The 24,531-nt window shown below is 39.9% G+C and carries 27 protein-coding genes; 11 read left to right on the top strand and 16 right to left on the bottom strand.

The window, feature by feature from the left end; all coding sequences use genetic code 11:
* Window positions 1-7: 7 nt before the first annotated feature.
* The 5 genes from A9970_RS07235 to panB form a co-directional block, all read right to left on the bottom strand.
* On the bottom strand, window positions 8-3,091 hold the full coding sequence (locus A9970_RS07235) for an efflux RND transporter permease subunit (protein WP_182981796.1): 3,084 nt from the start codon (window positions 3,089-3,091) through the stop codon (window positions 8-10).
* 6 nt (window positions 3,092-3,097) lie between these two features.
* Complete coding sequence (locus A9970_RS07230; protein WP_182981795.1) at window positions 3,098-4,159, bottom strand: efflux RND transporter periplasmic adaptor subunit; 1,062 nt, start codon at window positions 4,157-4,159, stop codon at window positions 3,098-3,100.
* 187 nt (window positions 4,160-4,346) lie between these two features.
* The gene (locus A9970_RS07225) at window positions 4,347-4,499 is read right to left on the bottom strand and encodes a 30S ribosomal protein THX (protein WP_153844719.1); all 153 of its coding nucleotides are present in this window, start codon (window positions 4,497-4,499) and stop codon (window positions 4,347-4,349) included.
* An 83-nt stretch (window positions 4,500-4,582) separates the two neighbouring features.
* Window positions 4,583-5,185 carry a hypothetical protein gene (locus tag A9970_RS07220; protein ID WP_220801534.1) on the bottom strand — a complete coding sequence of 201 codons (603 nt, stop codon included), beginning with the start codon at window positions 5,183-5,185 and terminating at the stop codon, window positions 4,583-4,585.
* 9 nt (window positions 5,186-5,194) lie between these two features.
* Entirely contained in the window at window positions 5,195-6,010 is an 816-nt protein-coding gene (gene panB / locus A9970_RS07215) for a 3-methyl-2-oxobutanoate hydroxymethyltransferase (RefSeq protein ID WP_088161770.1), read from the bottom strand.
* 83 nt (window positions 6,011-6,093) lie between these two features.
* On the opposite strand from panB, the gene A9970_RS07210 reads away from it, so the two are divergent.
* From A9970_RS07210 to A9970_RS07185, 6 genes are read left to right on the top strand one after another with little or no spacing between them, the layout of a single operon-like run.
* Window positions 6,094-6,837: an RluA family pseudouridine synthase gene (locus tag A9970_RS07210; RefSeq protein ID WP_159726405.1), complete on the top strand. Its 744-nt coding sequence runs from the start codon at window positions 6,094-6,096 to the stop codon at window positions 6,835-6,837.
* 14 nt (window positions 6,838-6,851) lie between these two features.
* Entirely contained in the window at window positions 6,852-7,445 is a 594-nt protein-coding gene (locus A9970_RS07205; protein ID WP_159726407.1) for a TlpA disulfide reductase family protein, read from the top strand.
* Between the two features lie 23 nt (window positions 7,446-7,468).
* Entirely contained in the window at window positions 7,469-8,305 is an 837-nt protein-coding gene (pyrF, locus tag A9970_RS07200; protein WP_153844715.1) for an orotidine-5'-phosphate decarboxylase, read from the top strand.
* Between the two features lie 42 nt (window positions 8,306-8,347).
* Entirely contained in the window at window positions 8,348-9,898 is a 1,551-nt protein-coding gene (guaA, locus tag A9970_RS07195; protein WP_159726411.1) for a glutamine-hydrolyzing GMP synthase, read from the top strand.
* Window positions 9,855-11,138: an ABC transporter substrate-binding protein gene (locus A9970_RS07190; RefSeq protein ID WP_182981793.1), complete on the top strand. Its 1,284-nt coding sequence runs from the start codon at window positions 9,855-9,857 to the stop codon at window positions 11,136-11,138. Before guaA ends, A9970_RS07190 begins: the two co-directional genes overlap by 44 nt.
* A 7-nt stretch (window positions 11,139-11,145) precedes the next feature.
* Window positions 11,146-12,321, top strand: a complete 1,176-nt coding sequence (locus tag A9970_RS07185) for an RsmB/NOP family class I SAM-dependent RNA methyltransferase (protein ID WP_182981792.1) — start codon at window positions 11,146-11,148, stop codon at window positions 12,319-12,321.
* A 77-nt stretch (window positions 12,322-12,398) separates the two neighbouring features.
* Here A9970_RS07185 and A9970_RS07180 read toward each other — a convergent pair whose 3' ends face one another.
* Window positions 12,399-12,872 (bottom strand): universal stress protein, encoded by a 474-nt coding sequence (locus tag A9970_RS07180; protein WP_120334088.1) that lies wholly within the window; start codon window positions 12,870-12,872, stop codon window positions 12,399-12,401.
* A 73-nt stretch (window positions 12,873-12,945) separates the two neighbouring features.
* Here A9970_RS07180 and A9970_RS07175 point away from each other — a divergent pair, with 73 nt between their 5' ends.
* On the top strand, window positions 12,946-13,719 hold the full coding sequence (locus A9970_RS07175; protein WP_182981791.1) for a C40 family peptidase: 774 nt from the start codon (window positions 12,946-12,948) through the stop codon (window positions 13,717-13,719).
* A gap of 73 nt (window positions 13,720-13,792) precedes the next feature.
* On the opposite strand, the gene A9970_RS07170 is transcribed toward A9970_RS07175, so the two are convergent.
* The 6 genes from A9970_RS07170 to A9970_RS07145 all read right to left on the bottom strand — a co-directional run bounded on the left by A9970_RS07170 (window position 13,793) and on the right by A9970_RS07145 (window position 18,519).
* Entirely contained in the window at window positions 13,793-14,380 is a 588-nt protein-coding gene (locus tag A9970_RS07170; RefSeq protein ID WP_153844710.1) for an outer membrane beta-barrel protein, read from the bottom strand.
* A gap of 311 nt (window positions 14,381-14,691) precedes the next feature.
* Window positions 14,692-15,846 carry a molecular chaperone DnaJ gene (gene dnaJ, locus A9970_RS07165; protein WP_046672894.1) on the bottom strand — a complete coding sequence of 385 codons (1,155 nt, stop codon included), beginning with the start codon at window positions 15,844-15,846 and terminating at the stop codon, window positions 14,692-14,694.
* Window positions 15,847-15,856: 10 nt separating this feature from the next.
* Complete coding sequence (locus A9970_RS07160) at window positions 15,857-16,408, bottom strand: nucleotide exchange factor GrpE (protein WP_046672893.1); 552 nt, start codon at window positions 16,406-16,408, stop codon at window positions 15,857-15,859.
* Window positions 16,409-16,560: 152 nt separating this feature from the next.
* Entirely contained in the window at window positions 16,561-17,241 is a 681-nt protein-coding gene (locus tag A9970_RS07155; RefSeq protein WP_046672892.1) for a cell division ATP-binding protein FtsE, read from the bottom strand.
* 5 nt (window positions 17,242-17,246) lie between these two features.
* Complete coding sequence (locus A9970_RS07150; protein ID WP_153844709.1) at window positions 17,247-17,450, bottom strand: fructose-6-phosphate aldolase; 204 nt, start codon at window positions 17,448-17,450, stop codon at window positions 17,247-17,249.
* A gap of 55 nt (window positions 17,451-17,505) precedes the next feature.
* Window positions 17,506-18,519 (bottom strand): acyl-CoA reductase, encoded by a 1,014-nt coding sequence (locus A9970_RS07145; RefSeq protein WP_182981790.1) that lies wholly within the window; start codon window positions 18,517-18,519, stop codon window positions 17,506-17,508.
* Between the two features lie 156 nt (window positions 18,520-18,675).
* Here A9970_RS07145 and A9970_RS07140 point away from each other — a divergent pair, with 156 nt between their 5' ends.
* The 4 genes from A9970_RS07140 (at window position 18,676) to A9970_RS07125 (ending at window position 21,409) form a co-directional block, all read left to right on the top strand.
* Window positions 18,676-19,026: a 4Fe-4S dicluster domain-containing protein gene (locus A9970_RS07140; RefSeq protein WP_046672889.1), complete on the top strand. Its 351-nt coding sequence runs from the start codon at window positions 18,676-18,678 to the stop codon at window positions 19,024-19,026.
* A 175-nt stretch (window positions 19,027-19,201) separates the two neighbouring features.
* The gene (locus A9970_RS07135; protein ID WP_075992868.1) at window positions 19,202-20,638 is read left to right on the top strand and encodes a dicarboxylate/amino acid:cation symporter; all 1,437 of its coding nucleotides are present in this window, start codon (window positions 19,202-19,204) and stop codon (window positions 20,636-20,638) included.
* Between the two features lie 132 nt (window positions 20,639-20,770).
* Window positions 20,771-20,929 (top strand): hypothetical protein, encoded by a 159-nt coding sequence (locus A9970_RS07130; protein WP_182331852.1) that lies wholly within the window; start codon window positions 20,771-20,773, stop codon window positions 20,927-20,929.
* Window positions 20,930-20,980: 51 nt separating this feature from the next.
* The gene (locus A9970_RS07125; RefSeq protein ID WP_182981789.1) at window positions 20,981-21,409 is read left to right on the top strand and encodes an alpha/beta fold hydrolase; all 429 of its coding nucleotides are present in this window, start codon (window positions 20,981-20,983) and stop codon (window positions 21,407-21,409) included.
* Between the two features lie 189 nt (window positions 21,410-21,598).
* Here the strand turns inward: A9970_RS07125 and A9970_RS07120 are convergent, their stop codons facing one another.
* From A9970_RS07120 to A9970_RS07105, 4 genes are read right to left on the bottom strand one after another with little or no spacing between them, the layout of a single operon-like run.
* The gene (locus A9970_RS07120) at window positions 21,599-22,018 is read right to left on the bottom strand and encodes a YchJ family protein (protein WP_182981788.1); all 420 of its coding nucleotides are present in this window, start codon (window positions 22,016-22,018) and stop codon (window positions 21,599-21,601) included.
* Entirely contained in the window at window positions 21,996-22,808 is an 813-nt protein-coding gene (metQ, locus tag A9970_RS07115) for a methionine ABC transporter substrate-binding lipoprotein MetQ (RefSeq protein WP_088161762.1), read from the bottom strand. Before metQ ends, A9970_RS07120 begins: the two co-directional genes overlap by 23 nt.
* Window positions 22,809-22,823: 15 nt before the next feature.
* Entirely contained in the window at window positions 22,824-23,477 is a 654-nt protein-coding gene (gene metI, locus A9970_RS07110; RefSeq protein ID WP_159726428.1) for a methionine ABC transporter permease MetI, read from the bottom strand.
* Window positions 23,470-24,489: a methionine ABC transporter ATP-binding protein gene (locus tag A9970_RS07105; protein WP_182981787.1), complete on the bottom strand. Its 1,020-nt coding sequence runs from the start codon at window positions 24,487-24,489 to the stop codon at window positions 23,470-23,472. The genes metI and A9970_RS07105 overlap by 8 nt, the downstream gene beginning before the upstream one ends.
* Between the last annotated feature and the right edge of the window lie 42 nt (window positions 24,490-24,531).

Below are 24,531 nucleotides of genomic sequence, written 5' to 3'. Positions count from 1 at the left end.
GTCTTTATTATTCGTAGCTTTTAATGTTATCAAATTCAGGTCTATGCTTTTTTTGTCTTGACCACATGTAATAGATCGCCGGGATAATGAACAAGGTTAGGATAAGGGAGAATATTGTACCACCAACGATAACAACCCCCATACCAATTCTGCTCGTTGAAGCAGCGCCAAGTGACATGGCAATTGGTAATGCACCCAGGGCAATGGCCAGACTTGTCATTAAGATCGGTCTGAGTCGTGATTCGGCGGAGTGCATAATTGCCTCAAATTTTTCCATTCCTTCTTCGCGCATTTGGTTAGCAAATTCAACAATCAAGATACCATTTTTGGTCACGAGACCGATGAGCATAATCGTTCCAATTTGGCTGAATATATTCCAGGTTTGATCAAATAACCATAGACTTATCAGTGCACCGGCAACGGCCATGGGTACTGTAAGGATAATGATAAATGGGTCGAGGAAGCTTTCAAATTGAGCTGCTAAGATTAGGTAGATAAGCAACAAAGCAAGACCAAAGGCAAATAGTGTATTGGAGCTACTTTCAACAAAATCACGTGATTCGCCGGAGAGGTCGGTGGTGAAGCTTTGATCGAGTACCTTTTCTTTTATGCGATCCATTGCTGCAATGCCATCGCTCATACTCATGCCCGGCGCCAAACCGGCTGAAACTGTAGCCGACATGTAACGGTTATTGTGGTAGAGTTGGGGTGGACTGCTTTCTTCCTTAACGCTTACAACGTTGTCTAACTGGATAAGCTGTCCGAGGTTATTACGCACGTAAATTGACGCAAGATCTGTTGGCGTGGCTCTACGGTCGTTTTCAACCTGGCCTATGACCTGATATTGTTTGCCATCACGCATAAAATAGGCGAAACGTTGACCGCTTAGCAATAATTGGAGGGACTGCGAAACGTCAAGTACGGAAACGCCCAGACTGAGTGCTTTCAGACGATCAATTTCGACATGCAGTTCGGGTTTGTTGAACTTCAGGTTGATGTCCGTTGTGGAGAATGCCGGATCGCTGTTGACCTCATTCATAAATTCGGGTATCTTTTCCTGAAGTTTTTCAAAATTTTGTGCCTGGATAATGTACTGAACAGGTAATCCACCTCTGCGATTCATGGATATCGTTGGCGTTTGCGAAACATTGACACGGACACCATCGTATTTTTTTGTCCATTTGGTCAGTTCTTTTGCAATATCATCCTGAGACTTTTTACGTTCTTCAGGATCTACCAGTGTCATCCGTATACGTCCGGAGTTGACCGAACTCGCTCCGAAGCCAGGAGAGGTAATGTTTAAACTGATTTTGTTTTCGGGAATGGAGTCATAGACTAATTTATCCAGATCTTGCATGTATCGGTCCATGTATTCATAAGTGGCACCTTCAGGGCCCGTCACGTTGACAGAGATGCTGCTTCTGTCATCATAAGGCGCCGTTTCTTTTTTAATGGAGGAGAAAAGGATGCCAATAATCACAAAACATAGGATCAGAATTGGAAAGCTTATCCATTTGAATTTCATGAATTTTTCCAGCGCATTGGCATAACCTTTATTCATTTTGACGAACATGGGTTCTGTCCAATCGTAAAATTTTGTCTTCTTGTGTCCACCGCCTTTGATCAGATAGGCGTTGAGCATCGGCGTGAGTGTGAGGGAAACAAATGCGGAAACCAATACGGCCGAGGCGATGACGACACCAAACTCCCGGAAAAGCCGTCCCACAAAGCCCTGAAGAAATATAACGGGTAAGAATACGGCTGCAAGTGTGATTGAAATGGAAATAACAGCGAAGAATATTTCCTTCGACCCTTTCAGGGCCGCCTCAATAGGGGACATTCCTTCTTCAACTTTCTTGAAGATATTTTCGGTAACAACGATACCGTCGTCGACGACAAGCCCCGTCGCGAGTACAATAGCGAGCAGCGTCAGTACATTGATGGAAAATCCGAAAATATACATGATAAAGAATGTCGCGATCAAGGATACGGGAATGTCCAATAGAGGACGTAGTGCGATACCCCAGTCGCGGAAGAAAAAATAGATAATCAGGGTGACCAGAATGATCGAAATAAGGAGTGTCTCGGCGACTTCCTCAACAGATTTTTTAATAAATGTTGTATTGTCAGAAGCGATGTTGAGTATAATATCCTGCGGCAGATCTTCTTTGATCTGATCGAGCATTTTATAGAAATTGTTGGCAATATCGAGGTAATTTGTTCCCGGCTGCGGAATAATGGCAATACCGACCAGCTGTTTACCGTTACTGACCATTTTTGTTTCGAGATTTTCAGCATCTATCTCTGCTCGGCCAATATCGATAAACTTGACGATACGGCTGCTATCGGCCTTTAAAATGATGTTATTGAATTGCTCGGGGGTAGACAGGTTGCCGACGGTTTTTACGGTGAGCTCGGTTGTGTTTCCGACAATTTTCCCCGAAGGTAATTCAACATTCTGGTTATTCAATGCTGTACGAATATCTGAAGCTGTGATACCATAGGCGGCCATACGGTCGGGGTTGAGCCATAGACGCATGGCGTAACGTTTTTGACCATAGATCTGTGTGCTGCTGACACCGGGGATGGTTTGCAACCTTTCGGAAATCACATTTTCGGCGTAGTCGCTCAGCGAAAGTTTATCGCGCGTCTCACTTTGCAATGTCAATGTAATAATAGGATCGGAGTCCGCATCGGCTTTGGATACCACCGGTGGGGCATCAATATCCTGTGGCAGGCTTCGCACGGCTTGGGATACTTTATCCCGGACATCATTTGCGGCTTCCTCAAGGTTCTTTTTTAAATCAAACTCAATGGTGATATTACTCGATCCCTGATTGCTCGAAGAAGAGATGTTGCGGATACCATCGATCGAGTTTATGGCCTTTTCTAGCGGCTCGGTGATCTGAGATTCAATGATATCTGGATTGGCACCGGCATAGTTTGTTCTGACGGAAACAATCGCTGGGTCAATAGAGGGGTATTCGCGTACGCCCAGAAAACTAAAACCAATATAGCCAAACAATATGATGGTAATATTGACGACAATAGTTAAAACAGGGCGTTTAATAAAAACTGCAGATAAATTCATGTACAACTAGTTAGCTAATGATACCTTAACTTTTGCTCCATCTTTTAACGACAGAACGCCCGTGGTTAAAACGGTGTCACCGGCACTGATGCCAGATAGAATGACGATGTCTTTGTCGGTACGCGCACCTGTTTCAACCTTCACTTCCTTGGCAAGGCCATGCTGTAATACAAAGACCTTTTTTCCGTCCTGTACGGGAACAATGGCTTCTGTTGGAATGGATATCGCATCGTTTTCCACTTCGATCGGCACAATCACATTGACAAAGGATCCGACTTTCAATTTGCCCTGATCGTTCGTTGCTCTGGCGCGGACGGTGAGTGTTCTGGTGTTAAGTGATACTTGTGGTTCAACGGCGTAAATGTTTGCTTTTATGACGGTTGGGTCGTTGGCTACGCTGAACTCAATGGGCATGTTTATTTTAATAATATTGCTGTATTTTTCGGGAACTGCAAAAGTAATTTTGACAAGATTGTCCTTCACTAAGTTCGTAATCAGGGTACTGGATGAGACAATGGCACCTACGGAAATATTCCGAAGTCCAATCATGCCACTAAAAGGGGCGCGGATGGTTGTTTTGGATATTTGCGCCTGAATCAACTGGATCTGTGCTAAGGAGGTTTTTAAGGCTGCACTGGCTATATCAAACTCTTCCTGACTGATTGCTCCTTTTTGCAGCAATAGTTTGGCCCGACGTTCATTTTCGGCATTCAGCTGGTTTGTTGTTTGTGCTTGTCTTAATTGTGCCTGAAGTTCAATATCATCAATCTTGATCAAGGGTTCGCCCTGTTTGATACGCTGCCCTTCGGAGAAATAGATTTTGGTGATTCGACCACTTACTTCACTTCTGATTTCAACCTGCTCTTCTGCGTCAATGCTTCCCGAGAGATTAATGGATCTATCGGCGACGGAAGATTTGGCAATGATAGCCTGTGCGGGGACTGGCATATCTTTTTTCCCATTGGGCTTATCAGCTTCTTTTTTGTCTTTTTTAGTAGTTATCAGAAAGTATCCACCTCCAAACACAGCACAAGCCAAAAGGAGGTAAATGATCGATTTTTTATTCATACGGATATAGTCTCTTATGTACTTTTTACATTTAACGGGTAAATATAGGTTTATTATTATGAGGATATCAGTTGTCAAAAGGATTTTACAATACGACCAAAACTTTGCAAATGGACATCGAAATGGGCGTATTGGGAACGATTTGAAATAAAAAAAGCCAGAAATAAGTTTCTAGCTTTATTGATTACTATTTTTTTGATTTTGCTTTTTGTTCCAGTTCTTTTGAAGCCCCATTTTTTAATTTTGGCTTGATGGTAGCTTTCGATACATGTGGTCTTCTTTTTCCAAAAGAACCATTTGATATTTTTCCTCTTCTGGTCTTGATATCACCTTTTCCCATAGTGTAAAATATTTTGGTTTTAACAAATTATATTGATTACCTAAATATAACACTTTCTTTTCGGATGTTCAACCTGTTCATTTTTAAATAATTGGAAAAATACGTTTTTGAATAGCTACGTTGAAGTTTTGGTTAATCGTGTCGAAAAATAAATTATTGACGGGCCTGTTTTCAGCGACTAAATAGGGGATTTCCAATATTTTGTTCTTTAACTTGATACGGTAGTAGCCGTACAATAAACCTTTGGTCGTTTGAATTGATTCGATTTTCTGAACGGCTTCTATGTCCTTAAAAATGTTAAAAGCATAATTTTCTCCTTTTAGCTGTTCAATAAAAACCTCATTGGTTTTCGCATTGTACCATATTTGTTGGCTTTTGAGCTTACTAAAGTGGTTGTTGAACAGAAAGAGATAGCCCAACAAGAAAAAGGCAATCGGAAGCAGGAACAGGACAATTTTTATCTTAATGAACAGCAACACGGTGATCAAAATGAGGATAATCCCCATAACGGCATTGGAAACACTCTTCTTTAGATTTGCCTGGATGACTGGAGATGAAGCTTCAATCAACTGAAAACCTGATTTTAAATTTCTGGACATATCCTCGGTAAACCCAAATAGATTGAATTTTTTGCGTATCATCAGATAAGCAATAAGAACAATAAGCCCAATGATCAAAAACCGCATATTTTTCTTCTAGTATTGTTCGTCTTCGTTCGGGTATTGTACTGCTTTTACTTCGGCCACATAATTTGCTACTGCTGTTGTGATTTGTTCGTGCAAATTAGCGAAATGACGCATAAATTTTGGTTTGAAGTCGGCATTCATTCCAAGCATGTCGTTAATCACAAGGACTTGTCCATCGCAATCCGGCCCAGCCCCAATACCAACTGTTGGAATCGCTAGTTTTTCGGTTACTGTTTTAGCTAATTTTGCCGGTATCTTTTCCAGAACAATTGCAAAACAGCCCGCCTCCTGCAAAGCGAGTGCATCTTCTATTAATTTAGCGGCTTCTTGTTCTTCTTTTGCCCGCACACCAAAATTTCCAAATTTATTGATGGATTGGGGAGTCAAGCCCAAGTGTCCACATACAGGGATTCCTCCGGCAATGATTTTTTTGATGTTTTCGATGATTTCAAGTCCTCCCTCGAGTTTTAATGCGTGCGCACCTGATTCTTTCATCATGCGTACAGCTGCATTGTAAGCTTCATTGGCAGAGCCCTGATAAGATCCAAATGGCAAATCTGCTAATACCATGGCACGCTCGGTACCCCGAGCAACAGCAGCGGCATGGTAGATCATATTATCTAGGGTGATAGGCAAGGTAGTTTCGTAGCCAGCAAATACGTTGGCAGCGGAATCTCCAATCAAAATAACGTCAACACCAGCTTGATCTACCATTTTGGCCATGGAGTAATCATAGCTTGTAAGCATAGAAATCTTTTCCTGACGTTCTTTCATGGCTTGCAGCATTGCTGTGCTTACTCGTTTCATTTCTTTGTTTACAGACATCTTAACTTATATTGTGTGTTCAAAAGTAAGCTTTTTATCATACATTGACCAATATTCTGCCTTGTGTTTTGTATTTTTGCAAAATGATACAAAATGAGAATCGTCTATTTAAATTTCCCAAATTTTCAGAATTAATCATCCATGAGGATGAAAATTTGATTGTTATCAATAAACCGCCGTTTATCGCTTCTTTAGATGAACGTGAGGGTGGGGAGGTCAATATTCTTCGTTTGGCGAAGAAATATCATCCTGATGCACAGGTGTGCCACCGCCTGGATAAAGAGACCTCGGGTATTTTATTAATTGCAAAAAATCCAGAAACATACCGTACAATCTCCATTGCATTTGAAAAAAGAAAGGTGAATAAGATTTATCATGCAATCATAGGAGGTACACATACTTTTCAGGATTTGCTTGTCGATTTGCCCATCTTGAACCAAGGTAATAAAAATGTATCTATTGATCGTGCAAACGGCAAACCAGCAGAGACCATCTTCAATTCGATCAAATACTACAAGAACTATACCTTAGTGGAATGTAAACCCATTACAGGACGTATGCACCAAATCCGTATTCACCTAGCGACACAACATGCCGCTATTGTGGGGGATGACATGTATCGCGGTAAACCTGTGTATTTGTCCCAAATTAAGAAAAGAGGATATACATTGTCCAAAGATGAAGAGGAACAGCCTATTATGAAGCGTTTTGCTCTACATTCAAAACATGTTGAGTTTGAATTGAACGGAGTTAAGATGGCTTTTGAGGCACCTTATCCAAAGGATTTCGCGACGTTGTTGAAACTATTGGATAAGTTTGATTCTTAATAGCGGGATTACCTATGAGTCCGAAGACAAAAAAGATAATCGGAAACGTTGTATTTGTACTGCTCATCGGTTTGTTGATTTGGCCAACAAGTAGAAGTTATTTCCAGCAATTTTTAATGAAAATAGGCTTTTTCAAGCCGAAGTTGGAGGTTCCGTCGACTTCTAAAGAGTTCGTTGTGACGACTCCGCCCGATGTATTCGCGCATGTGTCGTTTGTTAACCAGCTTGGCGACACCGTAAAAGTAGCGGATTTGAAGGGCAAAGTGGTTTTTATTAATTTTTGGGCAACGTGGTGTGCACCTTGTCGCGCAGAAATGCCTTCGATCAATGTGTTATATGATCGTTATAAAGATAACCCCAATATGGTGTTTTTGATTGTGGAGATTGAGGGCGACAAAGCAAAGGCCGAGACCTTCGTGAAAGGACAGCAGCTGACTTTGCCAATCAGTTTTCCAAACAGCGATATTCCAAAAGAATGGCTCTCGGGATCTATTCCTTCAACGGTGATATTGGACAAAGCAGGAAAGGTGGCCACACGGCATGAAGGTATGGCGGATTATTCGAGCCCTGATGTAGGTAAATTTATTCAAGATTTAATCAATAAATAATTTTTAAGATCTCTAAATATAGCATGACAAGAGCAGAACTTATTCATCAAATAAAAGCGAAACGCTCATTTTTATGTGTCGGATTAGACACAGACCTCACCAAAATCCCGGAGCATCTTTTAGATGATGAGGATCCCATCTATAGCTTCAATAAGGCTATCATAGATGCAACAGCTGATTTATGCGTTGCCTATAAGCCCAATATTGCGTTTTATGAATGTTATGGAATCAAAGGCTGGCAATCGCTTCAAAAAACCTGGGCTGCGTTACCAAAGGATTGTTTCAGTATTGCTGACGCAAAAAGGGGGGATATTGGCAATACGTCGGGACGTTACGCAATGGCATTTTTTGATGAAAAGACGTCTGGTCTTGGATTTGACAGTATTACAATCGCACCTTATATGGGGAAGGACTCGGTGACTCCATTTTTGGATTTTAACGATAAATGGGCAATCGTACTTGCTTTGACATCGAATGAGGGTAGCTTGGACTTTCAAAATTTTGAAAACAAAGAAGGGCTGCAATTGTTCGAACAGGTGATCGATAAAGTCAATACCTGGGGTACACCTGACAATTTGATGTATGTTGTCGGAGCAACACGCGGAGAGGGATTTATCAAAATTAGGGAACATGCACCTGACCATTTTTTATTGGTGCCGGGAGTGGGGGCGCAAGGAGGTTCGCTTGAAGATGTTTGTAAATTTGGTATGAACAAAGATTGTGGACTTTTAGTAAACAGCACAAGGGGAATTATCTATGCTTCAAAAGGGCGTGATTTCGCTGAAAGAGCGCGAGAGGAAGCTCTAATTCTACAGAAAGAAATGGAAGTAGAACTGTTAAAAGCAGGCATTATTTCCTGATTTGACATTTAATAATTCATTCGTAATACTTACCTTTGCAGCATGCCAGAAAAAATTATAATTCTAGACTTCGGGTCTCAATACACACAGTTGATCGCTAGACGTGTCAGAGAACTAAATGTGTATTGTGAGATACACCCGTTCAATAAATTGCCGGATTTTGATGACTCCGTAAAAGGTGTTATCCTTTCAGGAAGTCCTTATTCTGTTAGACAAGAAGATGCACCGCAAATTGATTTTGTCGCTATTCAGGATCGTTTCCCACTCTTAGGAGTTTGTTACGGAGCACAATACATTGCTCAGAAATCAGGTGGTGAAGTATTACCTTCTGAAATCCGTGAATATGGTCGTGCAAATCTGCAGTTTGTCAATAGTGAGAATGAATTATTGGCAGGAGTACCAACTCAATCGCAGGTATGGATGTCACATGGAGACACCATCAAAGAAGTTCCTGCAAATTTTGACATTATAGCAAGTACGGATAAAGTTCGTGTCGCTGCTTATCAAGTAAAAGGTACCCGCACCTATGGTATACAATTCCACCCGGAAGTAACACATAGTACTGATGGGGCTATCTTATTGAAAAACTTCGTTGTAAACATTTGTGGTTGTGCACAGGATTGGACACCAGACGCATTTGTTGAAACAACAGTATCCTCTTTGAAAGCGCAATTGGGTGACGATCACGTTATCATGGCTTTGTCAGGAGGAGTAGATTCAACAGTAGCAGCAGTATTGTTGCACCAGGCAATCGGAAAAAAATTACATTGTATTTTCGTAGACCATGGTCTGCTTCGTAAAGATGAATACGAGCAGGTGTTGGATTCTTACAAAAATATGGGGTTAAATATTAAAGGAATAAATGCCAAGGATTTATTTTATGGTAGATTAGCTGGGGTTTCTGAACCAGAAGAGAAACGCAAAATCATTGGTAATTCATTTATTGATGTTTTTGATGAAGCTGCAAAAGAAATCCAAAAGGAATTACCTGAAGGAATTGAAGCGAAATGGTTGGGACAAGGAACAATTTACCCAGATATTATCGAGTCGGTTTCAGTGAAAGGACCTTCAGCAACAATCAAATCACACCATAACGTTGGTGGTTTACCTGATTTCATGAAATTGAAAGTCGTAGAACCACTTAAAACGTTGTTTAAAGATGAAGTAAGAAGAGTAGGAAAAGCTTTAGAAGTGGATCAGGCAATTTTAGGCAGACATCCCTTCCCTGGACCAGGTTTGGCAATTCGTATTTTAGGTGATATTACACCTGAGCGTGTACGTATTGTACAAGAGGCTGATGCGATCTTTATCAATAATCTGAAGGAAGCTGGCTGGTACGATAAAGTATGGCAAGCTGGTACAATTTTCTTGCCAGTGCGTTCTGTAGGCGTAATGGGTGACGAGCGTACTTACGAGCATGTTGTTAGCTTACGTGCAGTTGGTTCTCTTGATGGAATGACTGCGGATTGGATACATTTACCATATGACCTGTTGGCAAAAATTTCAAATGAAATTATCAACCATGTGAAAGGAATAAACAGAGTTGTATATGATATCAGTTCAAAACCGCCCGCTACAATTGAGTGGGAATAAAATATGGGTTGCGGCACTTGTAGCATTATGTCTTGCAAGCTGCACAACCAAAAAAAGCACAGTATTGCGTTCGCCTTCCTCTGGTCAAGGCGAACAGCAAACTGCTGTGACTAAACCAGCAGTTGACAAAGATAAGACCATTGCCAAAGTGGGGGATATCCAGGATGTCAACGGCCATGCTGTGAAAAATAATCGCATCGCCTTGCTATTACCATTCGAGTTAAGTGGTATTGCCGGGACGATTACAAAAGAAGATGTGGAGCGTTCTTCCTTGGCACTTGATTTTTATCAGGGATTTCAGTTGGGCCTTGACAAAATTGCCAAAGAGGGTGCTTTATTTGATCTACAAGTAATTGATTCTCGAGACAATGTTGCTTATAATGCGACCTTAGGGACTTCGGCGAATGTCAAAGATGCCGTACTTGTGGTTGGTCCGGTATATCCTCGTGAGATAAAAAGCTTTGGGCAAACATTTGCAAACAAGAATGTGTTACAAGTTTCTCCGTTGGCGGCGACTATGGCTTCTGAATTTAGCCTACCCAATTTGGTTTCCATCACACCTTCTATTCGTACACACGCAGAAACATTAGCAAAATATGTTGCTGACCAGTACTATACTGGTGATCAGATCGTCGTATATGATGCCGGTGACGATGAAAGTAAGCAGTTTCTAGTCGGTTTTGTTAGCGAAGTTTCAAAGGCTAATGCACAGGCAAAAGTAAAAACGGTTTATAATCTTGCCGAACTGGATAATAATCTTGTATTGACCGGTTCAAATCATATTGTAAGTGGTACCGCCAATAAGAATCTTGTGAAAGCCCTATTGGATAATATGGACGAACGCTTTTTGAATCCTGGTAATCAATTTAAGTTATACGGACATCCAAATATGGCTAAGCTTTCGTTTGAGAATTTCGAAAATATGGATTTTTATGGACTTACTATTACCTCTTCCAACTTAGTGAATGAGAGTGATAGTGATACCCGAAAATTTATTGGAAATTATAAATCGGCTTATAAAGTGGATCCATCCGAGTTTTCTTATAAAGGTTATGATGCGGCATTGTATTTCGGTCGATTGATCCACAAATACGGCGTGGATTATGTTAGCCGAATGACGCAAGATAAGTTTTCGGGATTGAATAGCGATTACAAATTTGAGTTTTATCCAAAATGGGGCTATGCTAATAGAGCTTTGGGTATTATGGTTTATCACAACAAAAAATTTGAAAGAAAATAATCTTTGAATGGCTGAATTCAGTGAAAGACGTGTTCATCAACAAATACGTAATTTTGAGCGGGCAATGGATGGTTTTGAAGCTGATCAACCATTTTCGCGTTATTTGACTACTTTTTTTAAGTTGAACAAGCAAATGGGATCTTCCGACCGGAAGTCTACCTCCCGTTTATGTTATAATTATTTTCGTCTGGGAATGGCGGCTTCGCAGTTGTCACAACAGCGTAGATTGGTGCTTGCGGAATTTCTATGTGAACAGGAAAGTCCTTTGGTGGCCCTTTTTGAGCCTTCCTATAGCGATAAACTCCATCTGCCGCTGAAAGACAAAATCGCATTTTTAACGTCTGAAGGTGTTTTTAAACTGAATGATCTCTTTCCATTTGCGGATTATATTTCTGAAGAGGTTGACTTGGTGCAATTTTTAGAGAGCCAGTTGATCCAGCCCAACTTATATATTCGGGTGAAACGCGGGAAGACAAAGATCGTGTGCGCTATTTTGGATAACAATCAGATTCCTTATTCCATGATTGGCGATCAGACTATCGCTTTGAATAATGGAACATCCTTGCAACGATTTGACACATTGGAAGGGATGATAGAAGTGCAGGATCTTTCTTCGCAACGCACTTTGGATTATATGGAGCCCGCTGAAAGAGAATCATGGTGGGATGCATGTGCTGCTTCGGGTGGCAAATCGCTCTTATTGATGGATGCTTGTCCAACTGTTAATCTTTTAGTATCCGATGTTCGCATGAGTATTCTCCGAAATCTCGATGAACGTTTTGACCGTGCCGGAATAAAGCATTACCGAAAAAAAATACTCGATCTTACCAAGGATAGCTTCGCAATTCTTGGGAGCGAACGATTTGATGGGGTGTTATTGGATGCGCCTTGTACTGGATCAGGAACATGGGGGCGTACACCAGAAATGGTTAGACAGTTTCGGGCCGCTAAGATTGCCGAATTCAATGCACTACAAAAGAATATTGCAAGTAATGTGGTAGGGCATGTTAAAGTGGGCAAACCTTTGATTTATATAACCTGCTCTATTTTTAAAGCAGAAAACGAAGATGTTGTCAATTACATTGTGGATAATTTTGGTTTTGAAATAGAACGCATGAACTATTTGAAAGGTTATGAAGAGAAAGCGGATAGTATGTTTGTGGCACGATTGATTAAAAAGTGATTTATATATAATAAAGCAAAAAGGCTATTTTTTCCAATGAAGAAATAGCCTTTTTTATAAATATGGATCGTTTAATATCAGTCACATTTACTTGGAACAACGAGCACAGGGCAGGTAGATTTACGAATGACTGACTCGGATACAGAGCCAGAAATGAAATGATCAAAGCCAGTTCGTCCATTAGTCCCCATAATAATAAGATCTGCAGACCATTCATGGGACGCGGCCAGAATTTCTTCTTTAATGGATCCGATTCGATTAAAAAGATATACTTCGCCTGCACCTGTAAATTCGCGGCTTATTTTCTCAAGATATTTTTGTGCATTATCTTGTTCCATTTCCGATACTTCTGGAACGATGATGGGTTGCTGACCTAATAGCGGGTCCGCACCAAAGCTGGCCGGAGAAGTAGGGGGAACAACAGTGACAAGCGCTATGGAGGCTCCAAATACCGCGGCCATTTCTTTGGCATATAGTATAGCCTTTTCTGAGCATGGTTCGTCGTCAACAGCGACGAGTATCCTTTTGAATTTTGAATTTGTATTCTCCATTTCTACTATAATTAATTTATCTTCGTCATATAATATATAATCACATTTTTGACGATTTTGTTTTGTTTAGCACATGAAATATGGTATTTGTACACTAGCTCTCGTTCCGTTACGTTTAGAACAGGCACACCGTAGTGAGATGGTTTCTCAGGTATTGTTTGGGGAACTTTTTGAGATCCTTGATGAACAGGCCGATTGGACATCAATACGTCTGTTGGAAACGGACTATTTAGGCTGGATTCAAAACGGGCAGTTTCAGGAACTAAACGACTTGGATATGCAACATTATCTGACCGGAACACCAATTATCGTTGGAAGGGAAGGGGGAATTCTGTTTACTGATACCGCACAATTTCAGCTCTGTCATGGAACCAAGCTTTACCTAGATGCAGAGAATACTGTCAATTTATCTCCATTGAGATTAACTTATCAAGGTAGTATCAATCCGTTTACTAGAAATCAATTTGAAACTGAGGTGTCGCGATTGGCTTTGAGTTATCAGGACACCCCTTATCTATGGGGCGGGCGTTCGCAATGGGGGATTGATTGTTCCGGTTTCTCCCAATTGATTTATGGTTGTTTTGATCTTTCCTTGCCTCGTGATGCTTATCAGCAAGCTGAAAAAGGGGAGACTGTAGATTTTATTTCAGAAATAAAAGTAGGCGATTTGGCCTTTTTTGACAATGCCGAAGGAAGGATTACCCATGTAGGGATTATGCTGGATCGCGATACGATTATCCATGCCTCAGCGAAAGTCCGTGTTGATCGGATGGATTCAGAGGGTATTTTTAATGCAGAACTCGGTCGTTATACACACAAACTCCGGATTGTTAAGCGTTATGTATGATGTATGGTTATTAGGGATATAAAAAAGGCTATAAGTAAATTATAGCCTTTTCTATTGATAAACTCCTTATCGACTAGAAGTGAAATTGTACACCTAAAGTTGGCGCTAGTGAGTTTACATTCAAACCAAATGTATTTACTGCAACGTCATGAGTTTTATCTTTATTATAGTTGTAGTATAAACCTCTAACTTTTAATTCGATGCCGATTTTGCTTGTTGGGAAGTAAGCTAAACCTGGAGCCAATTCAACACCATATGATTCGAATTTATTCTTTGACTCTACGTTACTTACTTCAGTGGTTGTTGTGCCCCATGCCATCGGAACTGACAATTGAGCAAAGAATCTTACTGGGCCGTTTGCAGTGTATTTTCTGGCAAAAGGAGAAACTTGAAAAGCATCGTTTTTAACGCTATTATTTTTGTCTGATTCAGTTTTGCCCCAATTGTAACCGATTCCAGTACCAATTGCCAAGTTGTCACTTACAAAGTAACCAACTGTTGGGTTGATAGAGAATGAATTGTTTTTATAGTCTGTATCTTTCACTTTAGAAGTTTCGAATCCTATTTGACCACCAACCATAATTTTTCCTTGTTCAGTTTGAGCTTTTGCTGCTATTGTTAAACCTGCAATGGCAGTTAATGTTAGTAAAACTTTTTTCATGTCTTTTTATTTAATAGTTTGTTTTAATGCGCCAGTAATTACTTCCTGACTTTTTAAATTTGTTAGTCAAATATCGAAATCTTATTTTGATTTTTTGTCACTAGATTGTCTAGATGTTTTGTCATTATTGTAAATAATAGTGGTTCAATTAATTAAAATTTGATGTATTTTTATTTTTATCGTTTCTATTTAGTAATAATGATATTGGGCTGACTTTTTGTTTTTAATTGTCAATTTCAAGTAAGAAGATAAAAAAAAGCCATTTGTCAACAGCGGACAAATGGCTTTTTTTTGTATTTGAAAGACCGATTTTAATCGAAATATTCTTTGATTCGCTCGAAGAATGATTTTTCACTTTTACCTGGTTGAGGTTTAAAGTTTGGCGATTCTTTCAGTTTGTTCAATAATTCTTTTTCTTCGTTAGATACGGCTTTTGGTGTCCAGATATTAACGTATACAAGTTGGTCCCCTTTGTGATAAGAGTTGACTTCAGGAATACCTTTTCCTTTTAACCGTAAAATTTTACCACCTTGTGTACCGGGCTCAATTTTGATTTTCGCTTTTCCATCTATTGTAGGAACTTCAACGCTTGTGCCTAAGGTTGCATCTACGAAATTAATGTATAGGTCATAGATCACATTTAGTCCGTCACGTTTTAAACTTTCGTGTGGTACTTCTTCGATCAGGATAATTAAATCTCCTGGTACACCACCACGCGGAGCAGCATTTCCTTTTCCACTCATGGAAAGTTGCATGCCTTCACTTACTCCTGCAGGAATATTGATTGCGATTGTTTCCTCACCGCGTTCGAGTCCTTCACCTCTACAAGTTGTACATTTTGCTGTAATTTCAACGCCTTCACCATTACAAGTAGGGCAAGTGCTTGTTGTTTGCATTTGTCCTAGGATGGTATTTGTTACTCTTCTAACTGATCCGGATCCCCCACAGGTTTTACAGGTATGGAAAGAAGATTTATCTTTAGCACCGGATCCGTCACAAGAATGACAGACCACTTGTTTGTTAACCTTTACTTTTTTCTCGACGCCTTTGGCAATTTCTTCGAGTGTTAATTTAACTTTTATACGTAAGTTGCTTCCACGAGCTACCCGACGGCCGCCACGCTGGCCACCACCGCCGCCAAAGAAACTTTCAAATGGATGTCCTCCACCAAAGATATCACCAAATTGGCTGAATATGTCTTCCATATTCATGCCACCGCCACCGCCAAAGCCACCACTTGCCGAATTACCGGCATGGCCAAATTGGTCATAACGTTGACGTTTTTGTGGATTGCTCAAGATATCGTATGCCTCAGCAGCTTCCTTAAACTGTTCCTCAGCTTCATGATCACCAGGATTTTTATCCGGGTGGTATTTTATCGCCAATTTGCGATATGCTGATTTAATCTCCTTCTCGTCCGCTGATCGCGAGACACCAAGTATATCGTAATAATCTCTTTTTGACATCGTCTTAATATTATTGACCTATAACTACCTTTGCGTGACGGATCACTTTGTCACCTAAGTAGTACCCCTTTTCGATCACGTCCACTACTTTATTCTTTAATTCTGCTGTGGGTGCAGGAATTGCCGTGATAGCTTCTTGTAATTCAGGATCGAAGGCTTGGCCTGTAGCTTCCATTTCCTTTAACCCCAATTGCGACAACGTTTGTCTGAATTTGTTGTTAACAATATCCATTCCTGTTTTTACAGATTCAACATCTGTCGCTGTTTCCATGGCTGTTAATGCTCTGTCAAAATCATCTAGTGTAGGTAATAGCTTACTGATGACATCTTTTCCCGCTGATTGAATCAATTCAACACGTTCTTTGCTTGTACGTTTTCTATAATTGTCAAATTCAGCAGAAAGACGAATGTATTTATCCTTTGCCTCTGCCAATTCTGCAGCCAATTTCTCTTCAGTAGACAGTTCTTCTGCTATATTATCCGCAGGCTGTTCTTGTTGTTCAGAAGAATTTGTTTCTACTGGATCTTGACCTTCATCGTAATAATTATCTTGCTCATTCATATCTTCAATGCTAAAATTAGATTCAAAAATTTACTCTATGCTTCGTTTGTCAAAGTTTTTGCCAAACAATAAAATTCCGACAGCTTGTCAGATTTTATTAAAAAAGCCTAACAATTTGTCGGAATCTCATTTTTTATATGTCAGTTTTCCGTCTAGATACTGACATTATCCTGTAATACCCCATCGGCGGTTTTGATGATGCGGGATGGCATATTACGGATAATAGTATAATCGTGGGTTGCCATTAAAATAGCTGTTCCCGAATTGGCAATGTCACGTAATAATAAGACGATTTCTTCTGATGTAGCAGGATCTAAGTTACCGGTAGGCTCATCTGCCAGAATAATTTCGGGGTTATTTAGCAATGCGCGGGCAATTACAATACGCTGTTGTTCACCGCCAGAAAGTTCATGCGGCATTTTCTTAAGTTTGGAACGAAGTCCAACTTTTTCCAGTACATCCAATATACGGCTATCGATCATTTTCTTATCTTTCCAGCCTGTTGCTTTCAGTGCAAATTCGAGGTTTTTCTCGATGCTTCTATCGGATAAAAGATGAAAATCCTGGAATACAATACCCAATTTTCTACGCAGGTAGGGAACATCATTTTCGTGCAGCTTTTTAAGATCAAAGCCCGCAATCATTCCCTCACCATTGCCGATGTATAAATCGCCGTAAATGATTTTTAGTAAACTACTTTTTCCACTACCGGACTGACCGATAAGATAAATAAACTCTCCTTTACCAATGTTTAAATTGACATTGGACAATACCAAATGTTTTTGTTGGAAGATATCAACGTTTTTTAATGTAATTACTTTATTTTCAATCATGGAAGCTAAAATTCTAATTTTTTAATTTGCCCAAAAGGCATTTCTTTAACCAGTTGCATGATATATTCTGCCTTTTCTCCTAATCCAACCTTATCGAGTGATTTATCTGGGCGGTCGACTCTAAAATATGCCAGCAAGGTGAAGGCATCATCTCTTAATTGAACATAATCAGGGATTTTGGCGACACCTTTTACTTTAATGATATACATGATTTCAAAGTTAGTATTTTTAATGCAATTTATTTACTATGAATTTAAAGGAAGCTTATTGGTTTGCGAATAAAAAATCCAGTGTATTCACGCCATCAGCAAAATCATCTAAAGCAGGGCATTGGCTTTCTCCAAAATGAAATACCGGTGACGGCACATTTAATGCTATTTCTGATACAATACATTGGATATTTTCTTGCGCTAGTTTGAGTTTATTTTCAACTTCAGCCAGTGTTTCGTATGTTTCGAAATAAACCACAGCAAGGGGAGAAGCCGTGCGCTCATCTTCTTTGAGCAATAAAAAACCATTATCAAAATGCTTGTCGCCATTGATCAGATAGATGGATTTGTTGTAGTCGTAATTGTTATTGTATTTAAAATGCTCTGTCATGCTGTTAAAAGCAGCGATACCTTCAAAGAAGTGCCCTATTGGGTAATCTTTTGGGATAAATAGCTTTGATACAGAGCGACAGCCCAACCCAAAATAATCAAAGATGTCGTGTCCCAGTGATTCCAGCTGATTAGGAGATTCTTGGCCACCGATAACGGCAATACTATTTCTATTGCGACGAATAATATGTGGTTTGGTGCCAAAATAGTAATCAAAGTAACGGGAGCTATTGTTGGACCCTGTTGCAATAACCAGATCGAAGTCTTTTAGTATGTCGACAATTTCAAAGGCATCCTTAAAGTATGGGTCAATTTGTTTAAGAAGGTTGAGTACATAGCTTGTCAATCCTGCATCGTCCGATGAGACTTTGATTTTGGCTGTAAAGCCGCTGATCAGTACCGATAGGATATCATGGAAGCCAACCAATGGAATATTGCCGGCCAGAATTAAACCTACAATTTTCGTTGAATGAAGATCTGGATAAGGCGTCAACCAGTGATTCAGCTTTTCTATTGTCAAATTGGCAGCAATGGCTTGAATGGCGCGTTCAACATTTTGAGGGGTATACCAGGGGTTTTTATGTTGGGCGAATTGAATGATTTGAATCAAATCTTCAGGGCGCTTTTGCAGCTGTTCGCCTAATTTTACAAATGCATTTATTCGTTGTTGCTTTGTCAAAATATTAAAATTTTAAAAGATGAATACACAAATTTGTATTATATTTGTGCTGTTAACATTAATCAACGTGAATCAACTAGCCTTATTGTTCAATCAGACTTTGTTTCATATTGATAATGCAAAAATAGTTTATTTATCATAATTGTGAGGTTATAAATGGCGATTAAAATTACAGACGAATGCATTAACTGTGGTGCTTGCGAACCGGAATGCCCAAATAATGCAATATACGATGCTGGTGTAACTTGGAAATTCTCAGATGGGACGGCTTTGGATGGGGTTATTGATTTTGGCGACGGTGTTACACTAGATGCCAACGAGTCTCAAGAAGCAATCTCTAATGAAGTCTATTATATTGTTTCAGATAAGTGTACAGAATGTGTAGGTTTTCACGATGAGCCTCAATGTGCAGCGGTTTGCCCTGTGGATTGTTGTGTGGATGACGAAGATGTACGTGAATCGAACGATGAGCTATTAGCGAAAAAAGCTTGGTTACACGCGGAATAAATTTAGTACTCCGTTAAAATATAAGGCAGGATAAGAAATTTTCCTGCCTTTTTTGTGTCTTTCTATTTTGGCGAAATCGATATTTTGTTGCGAAACTTGGCTATTTGGAATAATAATATTTGCAAAAGCATAGTATTTTTTTATTTTTGTTCTTTTGACCATTAAAATCTTTTAAATGTTAAAAACCAAAATAGGGTTGATTACCCTGATCACAGTTACATTAGCTTGTATCATTGCTGTATTATACGAATTTGATGTTGTAGGCTTTTCGCATGAATTTCTAATGGCTGTCCGTTGGATAGTTGCTACCGTTTTGGTTGTAAATGCGCTCTTTAAGAAAAATTTGACCACCTGGATTTTGACCTGTATGATTATGGGGATATTTGTCGGGTTGGATTTTCCAAATCTAGCGATTTCCCTGCAACCTTTGAGTAAAGGTTTTATCAAGTTAGTCAAGACGATTGTGGGACCGATTCTCTTTTCTACGCTTGTTTATGGAATTGCAGGCCATTCTGATTTGAAACAGGTGGGACGTATGGCATGGAAATCTATGCTTTATTTCTTTTGCGCAACGACATGTGCTATTTTTATTGGTTTAGGTGCTATAAATCTGACTCGGGCAGGAGTGGGCGTTGATGTTGCACATATGCCACATGAAGAACTCCCTGTAGCGAAGGAAAGTATGGATGAGCATATCCTCAAAACACTTCCGGACCATGTGCATCCTGTATATAAGTTCACTTCTTTTATACGCGACTTGTTTCCTGAAAATATCGTCAAATCTGTAGCCGATAATCAAGTTTTACAGATTGTTGTATTTTCAATTTTGTTTGGGATTGGATTGGCAATGGTAGATGAGAAAAAGCGTAAACCCTTGGTTGATTTTACCGAGAGTATGTCTGAAACGATGTTTAAGTTTACGAACATGATTATGTACTTTGCACCTATTGGGGTTGGGGCCGCTATGGCCTACACTGTGGGGCATCTCGGTGTGGATATCCTAAAGAATCTTTTCATGCTTTTGGCGACGCTGTATTTTGCTTTAGTGTGCTTTTTATGTCTGGTTCTTCTTCCGGTAGCACTTTATCTAAAAATACCTGTGAAACGTTTTATTAATGCGATTAAGGAACCAGTTTCGATTGCATTTGCCACTACAAGCTCAGATGCGGCATTACCGAAAGCAATGAGCGCGATGGAGAAATTTGGTGTACCACGTAAGATTGTTTCGTTTGTAATTCCGACAGGATATAGTTTTAACTTGGATGGTACTTCACTTTACTTATCATTGGCTGCGATCTTTGTCGCTCAGGCGGCTGGTATCCATTTGTCGTTTGGACATCAATTAATGATTGCATTTACATTGATGATCACCTCTAAAGGTGTTGCTGCTGTCCCAAGGGCTTCATTAATTATTTTGATTGCAACAGCGGATCAGTTTGGCTTACCAACATTTGTCATTGCTGCAATTTTAGGTATCGATGAACTCATGGATATGGCGCGTACTTCTGTCAATGTAATCGGAAATTGTTTGGCAACCGTTGTTGTTGCTAAATGGGAGGGCGAGTTTGATGAAGAAGCTCCTTACCGCGAAGATACTGAAGAGGCGATCTAATAGATATAACTGACGAATATTCGTTGAAGAAAAGCAGTCTTGACATCCCGTTGAGACTGCTTTTTTATTGTTAGAATTTTAAACCAAATCCATGCAAGAAAATGAGATGATCTATATTTTTTTTTTTGTGTAATGATTACGATCAATATGGCATTCGCGCAAACAAAGACGACTGCTGTCGATCGGGATTCATCTGCTTATATTGAAACCCAGGATGGAGTAAAGCTTTTTGCGAAGTCTGCTGGCAATGGTCCGGTCTGTATCTTCGTACATGGAGGGCCAAGAGCCTAGAGTAAATCGTTTGAGGAGATGGGAGGTCGTGGTTTTGAAAAGTGGCTAAAGATGGTGTATTTGGACCAGCGAGGTTGTGGAAGGTCTGAGGTGTCGACTAGTGGAAATTATTCGTTAGAACGCATGGTAGAAGACATTGAAGCTATTCGTCATGCTCTAGGGGTTGAAAGAATCTATCTATTGGCGCATTCCTTTGGTGGGGTAATCGCTGTAAATTATGGAAAAAAATATCCAGATCATTTGTTTGGTTTAATATTGGCAAATTCGACTTTGGACCTCAATAGTTCATTGGAAGATCAGATAGGGCCTGTTAACCAATTAATCCACAGTAACTTCAAGGTTGTGGCCAGGGATTCCATCTTAGCAACTTTTTCATTGGCAAGGCGAGCACTTTCAGCGAAGATTTTAGGCCAGAAACAAAAGAGATTAAAGTGCCAGTTTTGGTCATTGTGGGTAAAAAGGATTATGCTATTGGGGTGAATCACTACCGAAAATTTCAATTTCCGCACCAAAGAAATGTGCCCATCGAAGGTGGGCATGTCTTGTATTACGAGCAAAAATAAAGCCTTTGTTGATGCTATATTTTTTTTATACAATAAAAAGCTGCTTGCAAGCTGTTGTTGACGGCCTGGGATCCTTTACAATAGCTTGCAAGCGAAATATTTTATATCAACGTCCATCAACGTAGTACCATAAATCACCTTGTTTTTTGAAAGTAGACTTTTCATGATGAATTTGAACTTCCAGCTGTGGATCCAGGTAATGTGCTTCAAACTCGACAGTGTGGAATGTAGATTTAAGGATAGAGAGTTGCATCCATTTATTCTCCTGCGCCCATTGTCCGATTGCCTGTTTATTTTGGAACTGTCGTGTTGAGGGATGAAACGTATCGTATAGGAAATCGATCTGTTGTGTCACAAAGGCGCTATAACGTGCGCGCATCAATGCCTCTGCTGTGGTTGCTTTGGCATGGAAACGATGAATTTGCTGGCAGCATTCCCCATAGGTATTGCCAGAGCCACAAGGGCATAATTGACCTGATTCTATCACTTGTCTGTTTAAAATTTTACCAGCCTTTAATAGCGCCATTTTTGAAGACTTTTTTTGCGGTCGCTTCGACTTCCGGTGACTGATACGCCTGAATAAACTGCTGCACCTTTTCATCGTTTTTATTATCTGAGCGGGCAACAATCAGATTAACATAAGGCGATTCCTTATCTTCTGTGAATAAGCCTTGTTTTTCGGGATCTAACCCAGCCTGAGAGGCGAAACTATTGTTGATGATGGCAATTGTAACCTGAGGATCATCAAGAACACGAGGTAGCTGAGGAGCCTCCATCTCTATGATCTTAACCTGTTTAGGATTGCTTACTATATCTGTTACTTTAGGTTGGATACCTACATTTTCTTTTAGACCGATAATTCCCTCGCGTTGGAGAAGTAAAAGAGAGCGTCCACCATTGGTAGGGTCATTAGGGATGGCAATAACGGCTCCCGGTTGTAACTCTGTAATTGTTTTTATTTTCTTTGAATAGGCAACAATGGGAAATACAAAGGTATTTCCGACAATGGTTAATTTCGTGAAACCGCGTTGTTTGGATTGCTCTTGTAGATAGGGCTGATGCTGAAATACGTTTACATCGATATCACCCTGATTTAAGGCTTCATTGGGTACGACATAGTCGTTGAAAGCCACTAACTCAACATCAAGATTGAACTTTTCTTTTGCAACTTTCTTAGCCGTCTCCGCAAGCTCCTTTTCTGGGCCGGAAACAACACCGACTTTGAGGATATTCTCTTTCTTTTCTCTGTTATTGCATGCCACAATCGATACGAGACTGAAGGCTAAGATTGCAAATGCATAGTTCAATTTTTTCATATGATATAATTTATGTTAACGATGGTTTACTTTTTTTGAGATGTAATCTCCTGTATATTGTAGCAGGAATACTATTAAAATTAATAAAATTAGAACAGAATTCATGATAAAAGTATCATATCCGACATAACCATACTGATAGCCAATCTGTCCAAGTCCACCGGCACCTACAGCACCGCCCATCGCGGAGTAACCAACAAGTGTTATTAAGGTAATTGTCGCATTGTTTACTAGTGAGGGAAGAGCCTCCGGAAGCAAAACTTTGAAAATTACCTGTTGTGCATTTGCACCCATTGCTCTTGCGGCTTCAATCAGGCCATTTGGAATTTCCAGAAGACTATTTTCCACAAGTCTTGCTATAAATGGGGCCGCGCCTATACTCAGGGGAACCAATGCTGCGGCCATACCGATTGATGTTCCGACAACGTTGCGTGTAAACGGAATCATCCATACGATAAGTATGATAAAGGGGATAGACCTAAACACATTCACCAGCAATGAAACAAGTTGGTGCATGGCTTTGTTTTCGAGCAGTTGATGTTTTCGGGTCAAGAACAGGTATATCCCGAGTGGGAGACCTAGGACAAAACCAAAGAAGCCTGATAGGAAAGTCATGGTTAGGGTTTCTAAAGTACCCGATAGCAGAAGATTAAATACCTGATCAGACATAGCCTAATATTTTAGTTTGTGAATGCTTTTCTTTTAAGAAAGATAGACTACGCGTTACATTTTCTTTTTCACCCGATAGTTCGGCCAATATAACACCAAATTTCATTTCGCCGATATAATCTATTTGAGCGGTAATGATATTTGTCTTGACTTGATATTGTTGTTCCAAATGCTGTATAAATGGGATGGATTCTTCATTTGAAGTTAGATAGATCTCTACGAGTGGGTTTCCAGCGCTTTTTAAGCGTTCCTGAAAACTTAGTGGAATTTCAACTTCAAGTGAAGACTGAATAAAGTTTTTTGTTGTTGTTTCCTGAGGATTGGCGAATATTGATTCTACCGGGCCGGTTTCAATCAATTCTCCGTGGTCTAATACGGCAACCTGATCGCAAATACTTTTTATAACATCCATCTCATGAGTAATCAACAATATCGTAAGGTCAAGCTGCTTATTGATTTTTTTTAGCAGTTTGAGGATGGATTTTGTAGTTGCGGGGTCTAAGGCACTTGTGGCCTCATCGCAAAGTAGAATGTAAGGATCATTGGCTAATGCACGCGCGATAGCAACACGTTGTTTTTGGCCTCCGGAGAGATTTGCAGGGTACACGTGGGCTTTGTCTTCCAACCCGACCAAACGCAATAGTTCCAACACTTTTTGGCTTATAAATTCTTTCGATTTACCTTCAAGCTCGAGCGGAAAGGATATATTTCCATACACTGTTCGTGATGATAGTAAGTTGAAGTGCTGGAAAATCATACCAATTTTTCTTCTTTTCAACATAAGACCAGTGGAAGATAGCGACATCAAGTCGTCATTTTCTATAATTACTTGACCACTGTCTGGTCTTTCCAAAAGGTTGACGCAACGGATCAAAGTACTTTTCCCGGCTCCGGAAGCGCCTATTACACCAAAAATTTCACCTTTTTCAATAGACAGTGAGACGTCTTTTAAGGCATCAATACGTGTCGCTTTTACCTCAAAAGATTTGGATATGTTGTTTAGTTGAATCATTGACCCTGTAGGGATTTAGCAATTTTAGTTGGACAAATGGAT

The sequence above is a fragment of the Sphingobacterium sp. UME9 genome, assembly GCF_014170215.1.
Classification (GTDB): domain Bacteria; phylum Bacteroidota; class Bacteroidia; order Sphingobacteriales; family Sphingobacteriaceae; genus Sphingobacterium; species Sphingobacterium paramultivorum.
The sequence above is the reverse complement of the archived record's forward strand: the minus strand, read 5'-3'. Positions and strand labels throughout refer to the sequence as shown.

Excerpts from the sequence above, each read along its gene's own strand:
- A9970_RS07205 (WP_159726407.1), top strand. The coding sequence starts at position 6,852 with ATGAGTCCGAAGACAAAAAAGATAATCGGAAACGTTGTATTTGTACTG.
- A9970_RS07150 (WP_153844709.1), bottom strand. The coding sequence starts at position 17,450 with ATGTATATCATTAAAGTAAAAGGTGTCGCCAAAATCCCTGATTATGTT.
- A9970_RS07175 (WP_182981791.1), top strand. The coding sequence starts at position 12,946 with ATGAAATATGGTATTTGTACACTAGCTCTCGTTCCGTTACGTTTAGAA.
- A9970_RS07180 (WP_120334088.1), bottom strand. The coding sequence starts at position 12,872 with ATGGAGAATACAAATTCAAAATTCAAAAGGATACTCGTCGCTGTTGAC.
- A9970_RS07120 (WP_182981788.1), bottom strand. The coding sequence starts at position 22,018 with ATGGCGCTATTAAAGGCTGGTAAAATTTTAAACAGACAAGTGATAGAA.
- A9970_RS07135 (WP_075992868.1), top strand. The coding sequence starts at position 19,202 with ATGTTAAAAACCAAAATAGGGTTGATTACCCTGATCACAGTTACATTA.
- A9970_RS07130 (WP_182331852.1), top strand. The coding sequence starts at position 20,771 with ATGATTACGATCAATATGGCATTCGCGCAAACAAAGACGACTGCTGTC.
- A9970_RS07105 (WP_182981787.1), bottom strand. The coding sequence starts at position 24,489 with ATGATTCAACTAAACAACATATCCAAATCTTTTGAGGTAAAAGCGACA.
- A9970_RS07235 (WP_182981796.1), bottom strand. The coding sequence starts at position 3,091 with ATGAATTTATCTGCAGTTTTTATTAAACGCCCTGTTTTAACTATTGTC.
- A9970_RS07210 (WP_159726405.1), top strand. The coding sequence starts at position 6,094 with ATGATACAAAATGAGAATCGTCTATTTAAATTTCCCAAATTTTCAGAA.
- dnaJ (WP_046672894.1), bottom strand. The coding sequence starts at position 15,846 with ATGTCAAAAAGAGATTATTACGATATACTTGGTGTCTCGCGATCAGCG.
- A9970_RS07155 (WP_046672892.1), bottom strand. The coding sequence starts at position 17,241 with ATGATTGAAAATAAAGTAATTACATTAAAAAACGTTGATATCTTCCAA.
- metI (WP_159726428.1), bottom strand. The coding sequence starts at position 23,477 with ATGTCTGATCAGGTATTTAATCTTCTGCTATCGGGTACTTTAGAAACC.
- A9970_RS07160 (WP_046672893.1), bottom strand. The coding sequence starts at position 16,408 with ATGAATGAGCAAGATAATTATTACGATGAAGGTCAAGATCCAGTAGAA.
- guaA (WP_159726411.1), top strand. The coding sequence starts at position 8,348 with ATGCCAGAAAAAATTATAATTCTAGACTTCGGGTCTCAATACACACAG.
- metQ (WP_088161762.1), bottom strand. The coding sequence starts at position 22,808 with ATGAAAAAATTGAACTATGCATTTGCAATCTTAGCCTTCAGTCTCGTA.
- A9970_RS07220 (WP_220801534.1), bottom strand. The coding sequence starts at position 5,185 with ATGCGGTTTTTGATCATTGGGCTTATTGTTCTTATTGCTTATCTGATG.
- pyrF (WP_153844715.1), top strand. The coding sequence starts at position 7,469 with ATGACAAGAGCAGAACTTATTCATCAAATAAAAGCGAAACGCTCATTT.
- A9970_RS07125 (WP_182981789.1), top strand. The coding sequence starts at position 20,981 with ATGGTGTATTTGGACCAGCGAGGTTGTGGAAGGTCTGAGGTGTCGACT.
- A9970_RS07170 (WP_153844710.1), bottom strand. The coding sequence starts at position 14,380 with ATGAAAAAAGTTTTACTAACATTAACTGCCATTGCAGGTTTAACAATA.
- A9970_RS07230 (WP_182981795.1), bottom strand. The coding sequence starts at position 4,159 with ATGAATAAAAAATCGATCATTTACCTCCTTTTGGCTTGTGCTGTGTTT.
- A9970_RS07190 (WP_182981793.1), top strand. The coding sequence starts at position 9,855 with ATGATATCAGTTCAAAACCGCCCGCTACAATTGAGTGGGAATAAAATA.
- panB (WP_088161770.1), bottom strand. The coding sequence starts at position 6,010 with ATGTCTGTAAACAAAGAAATGAAACGAGTAAGCACAGCAATGCTGCAA.
- A9970_RS07225 (WP_153844719.1), bottom strand. The coding sequence starts at position 4,499 with ATGGGAAAAGGTGATATCAAGACCAGAAGAGGAAAAATATCAAATGGT.
- A9970_RS07185 (WP_182981792.1), top strand. The coding sequence starts at position 11,146 with ATGGCTGAATTCAGTGAAAGACGTGTTCATCAACAAATACGTAATTTT.
- A9970_RS07140 (WP_046672889.1), top strand. The coding sequence starts at position 18,676 with ATGGCGATTAAAATTACAGACGAATGCATTAACTGTGGTGCTTGCGAA.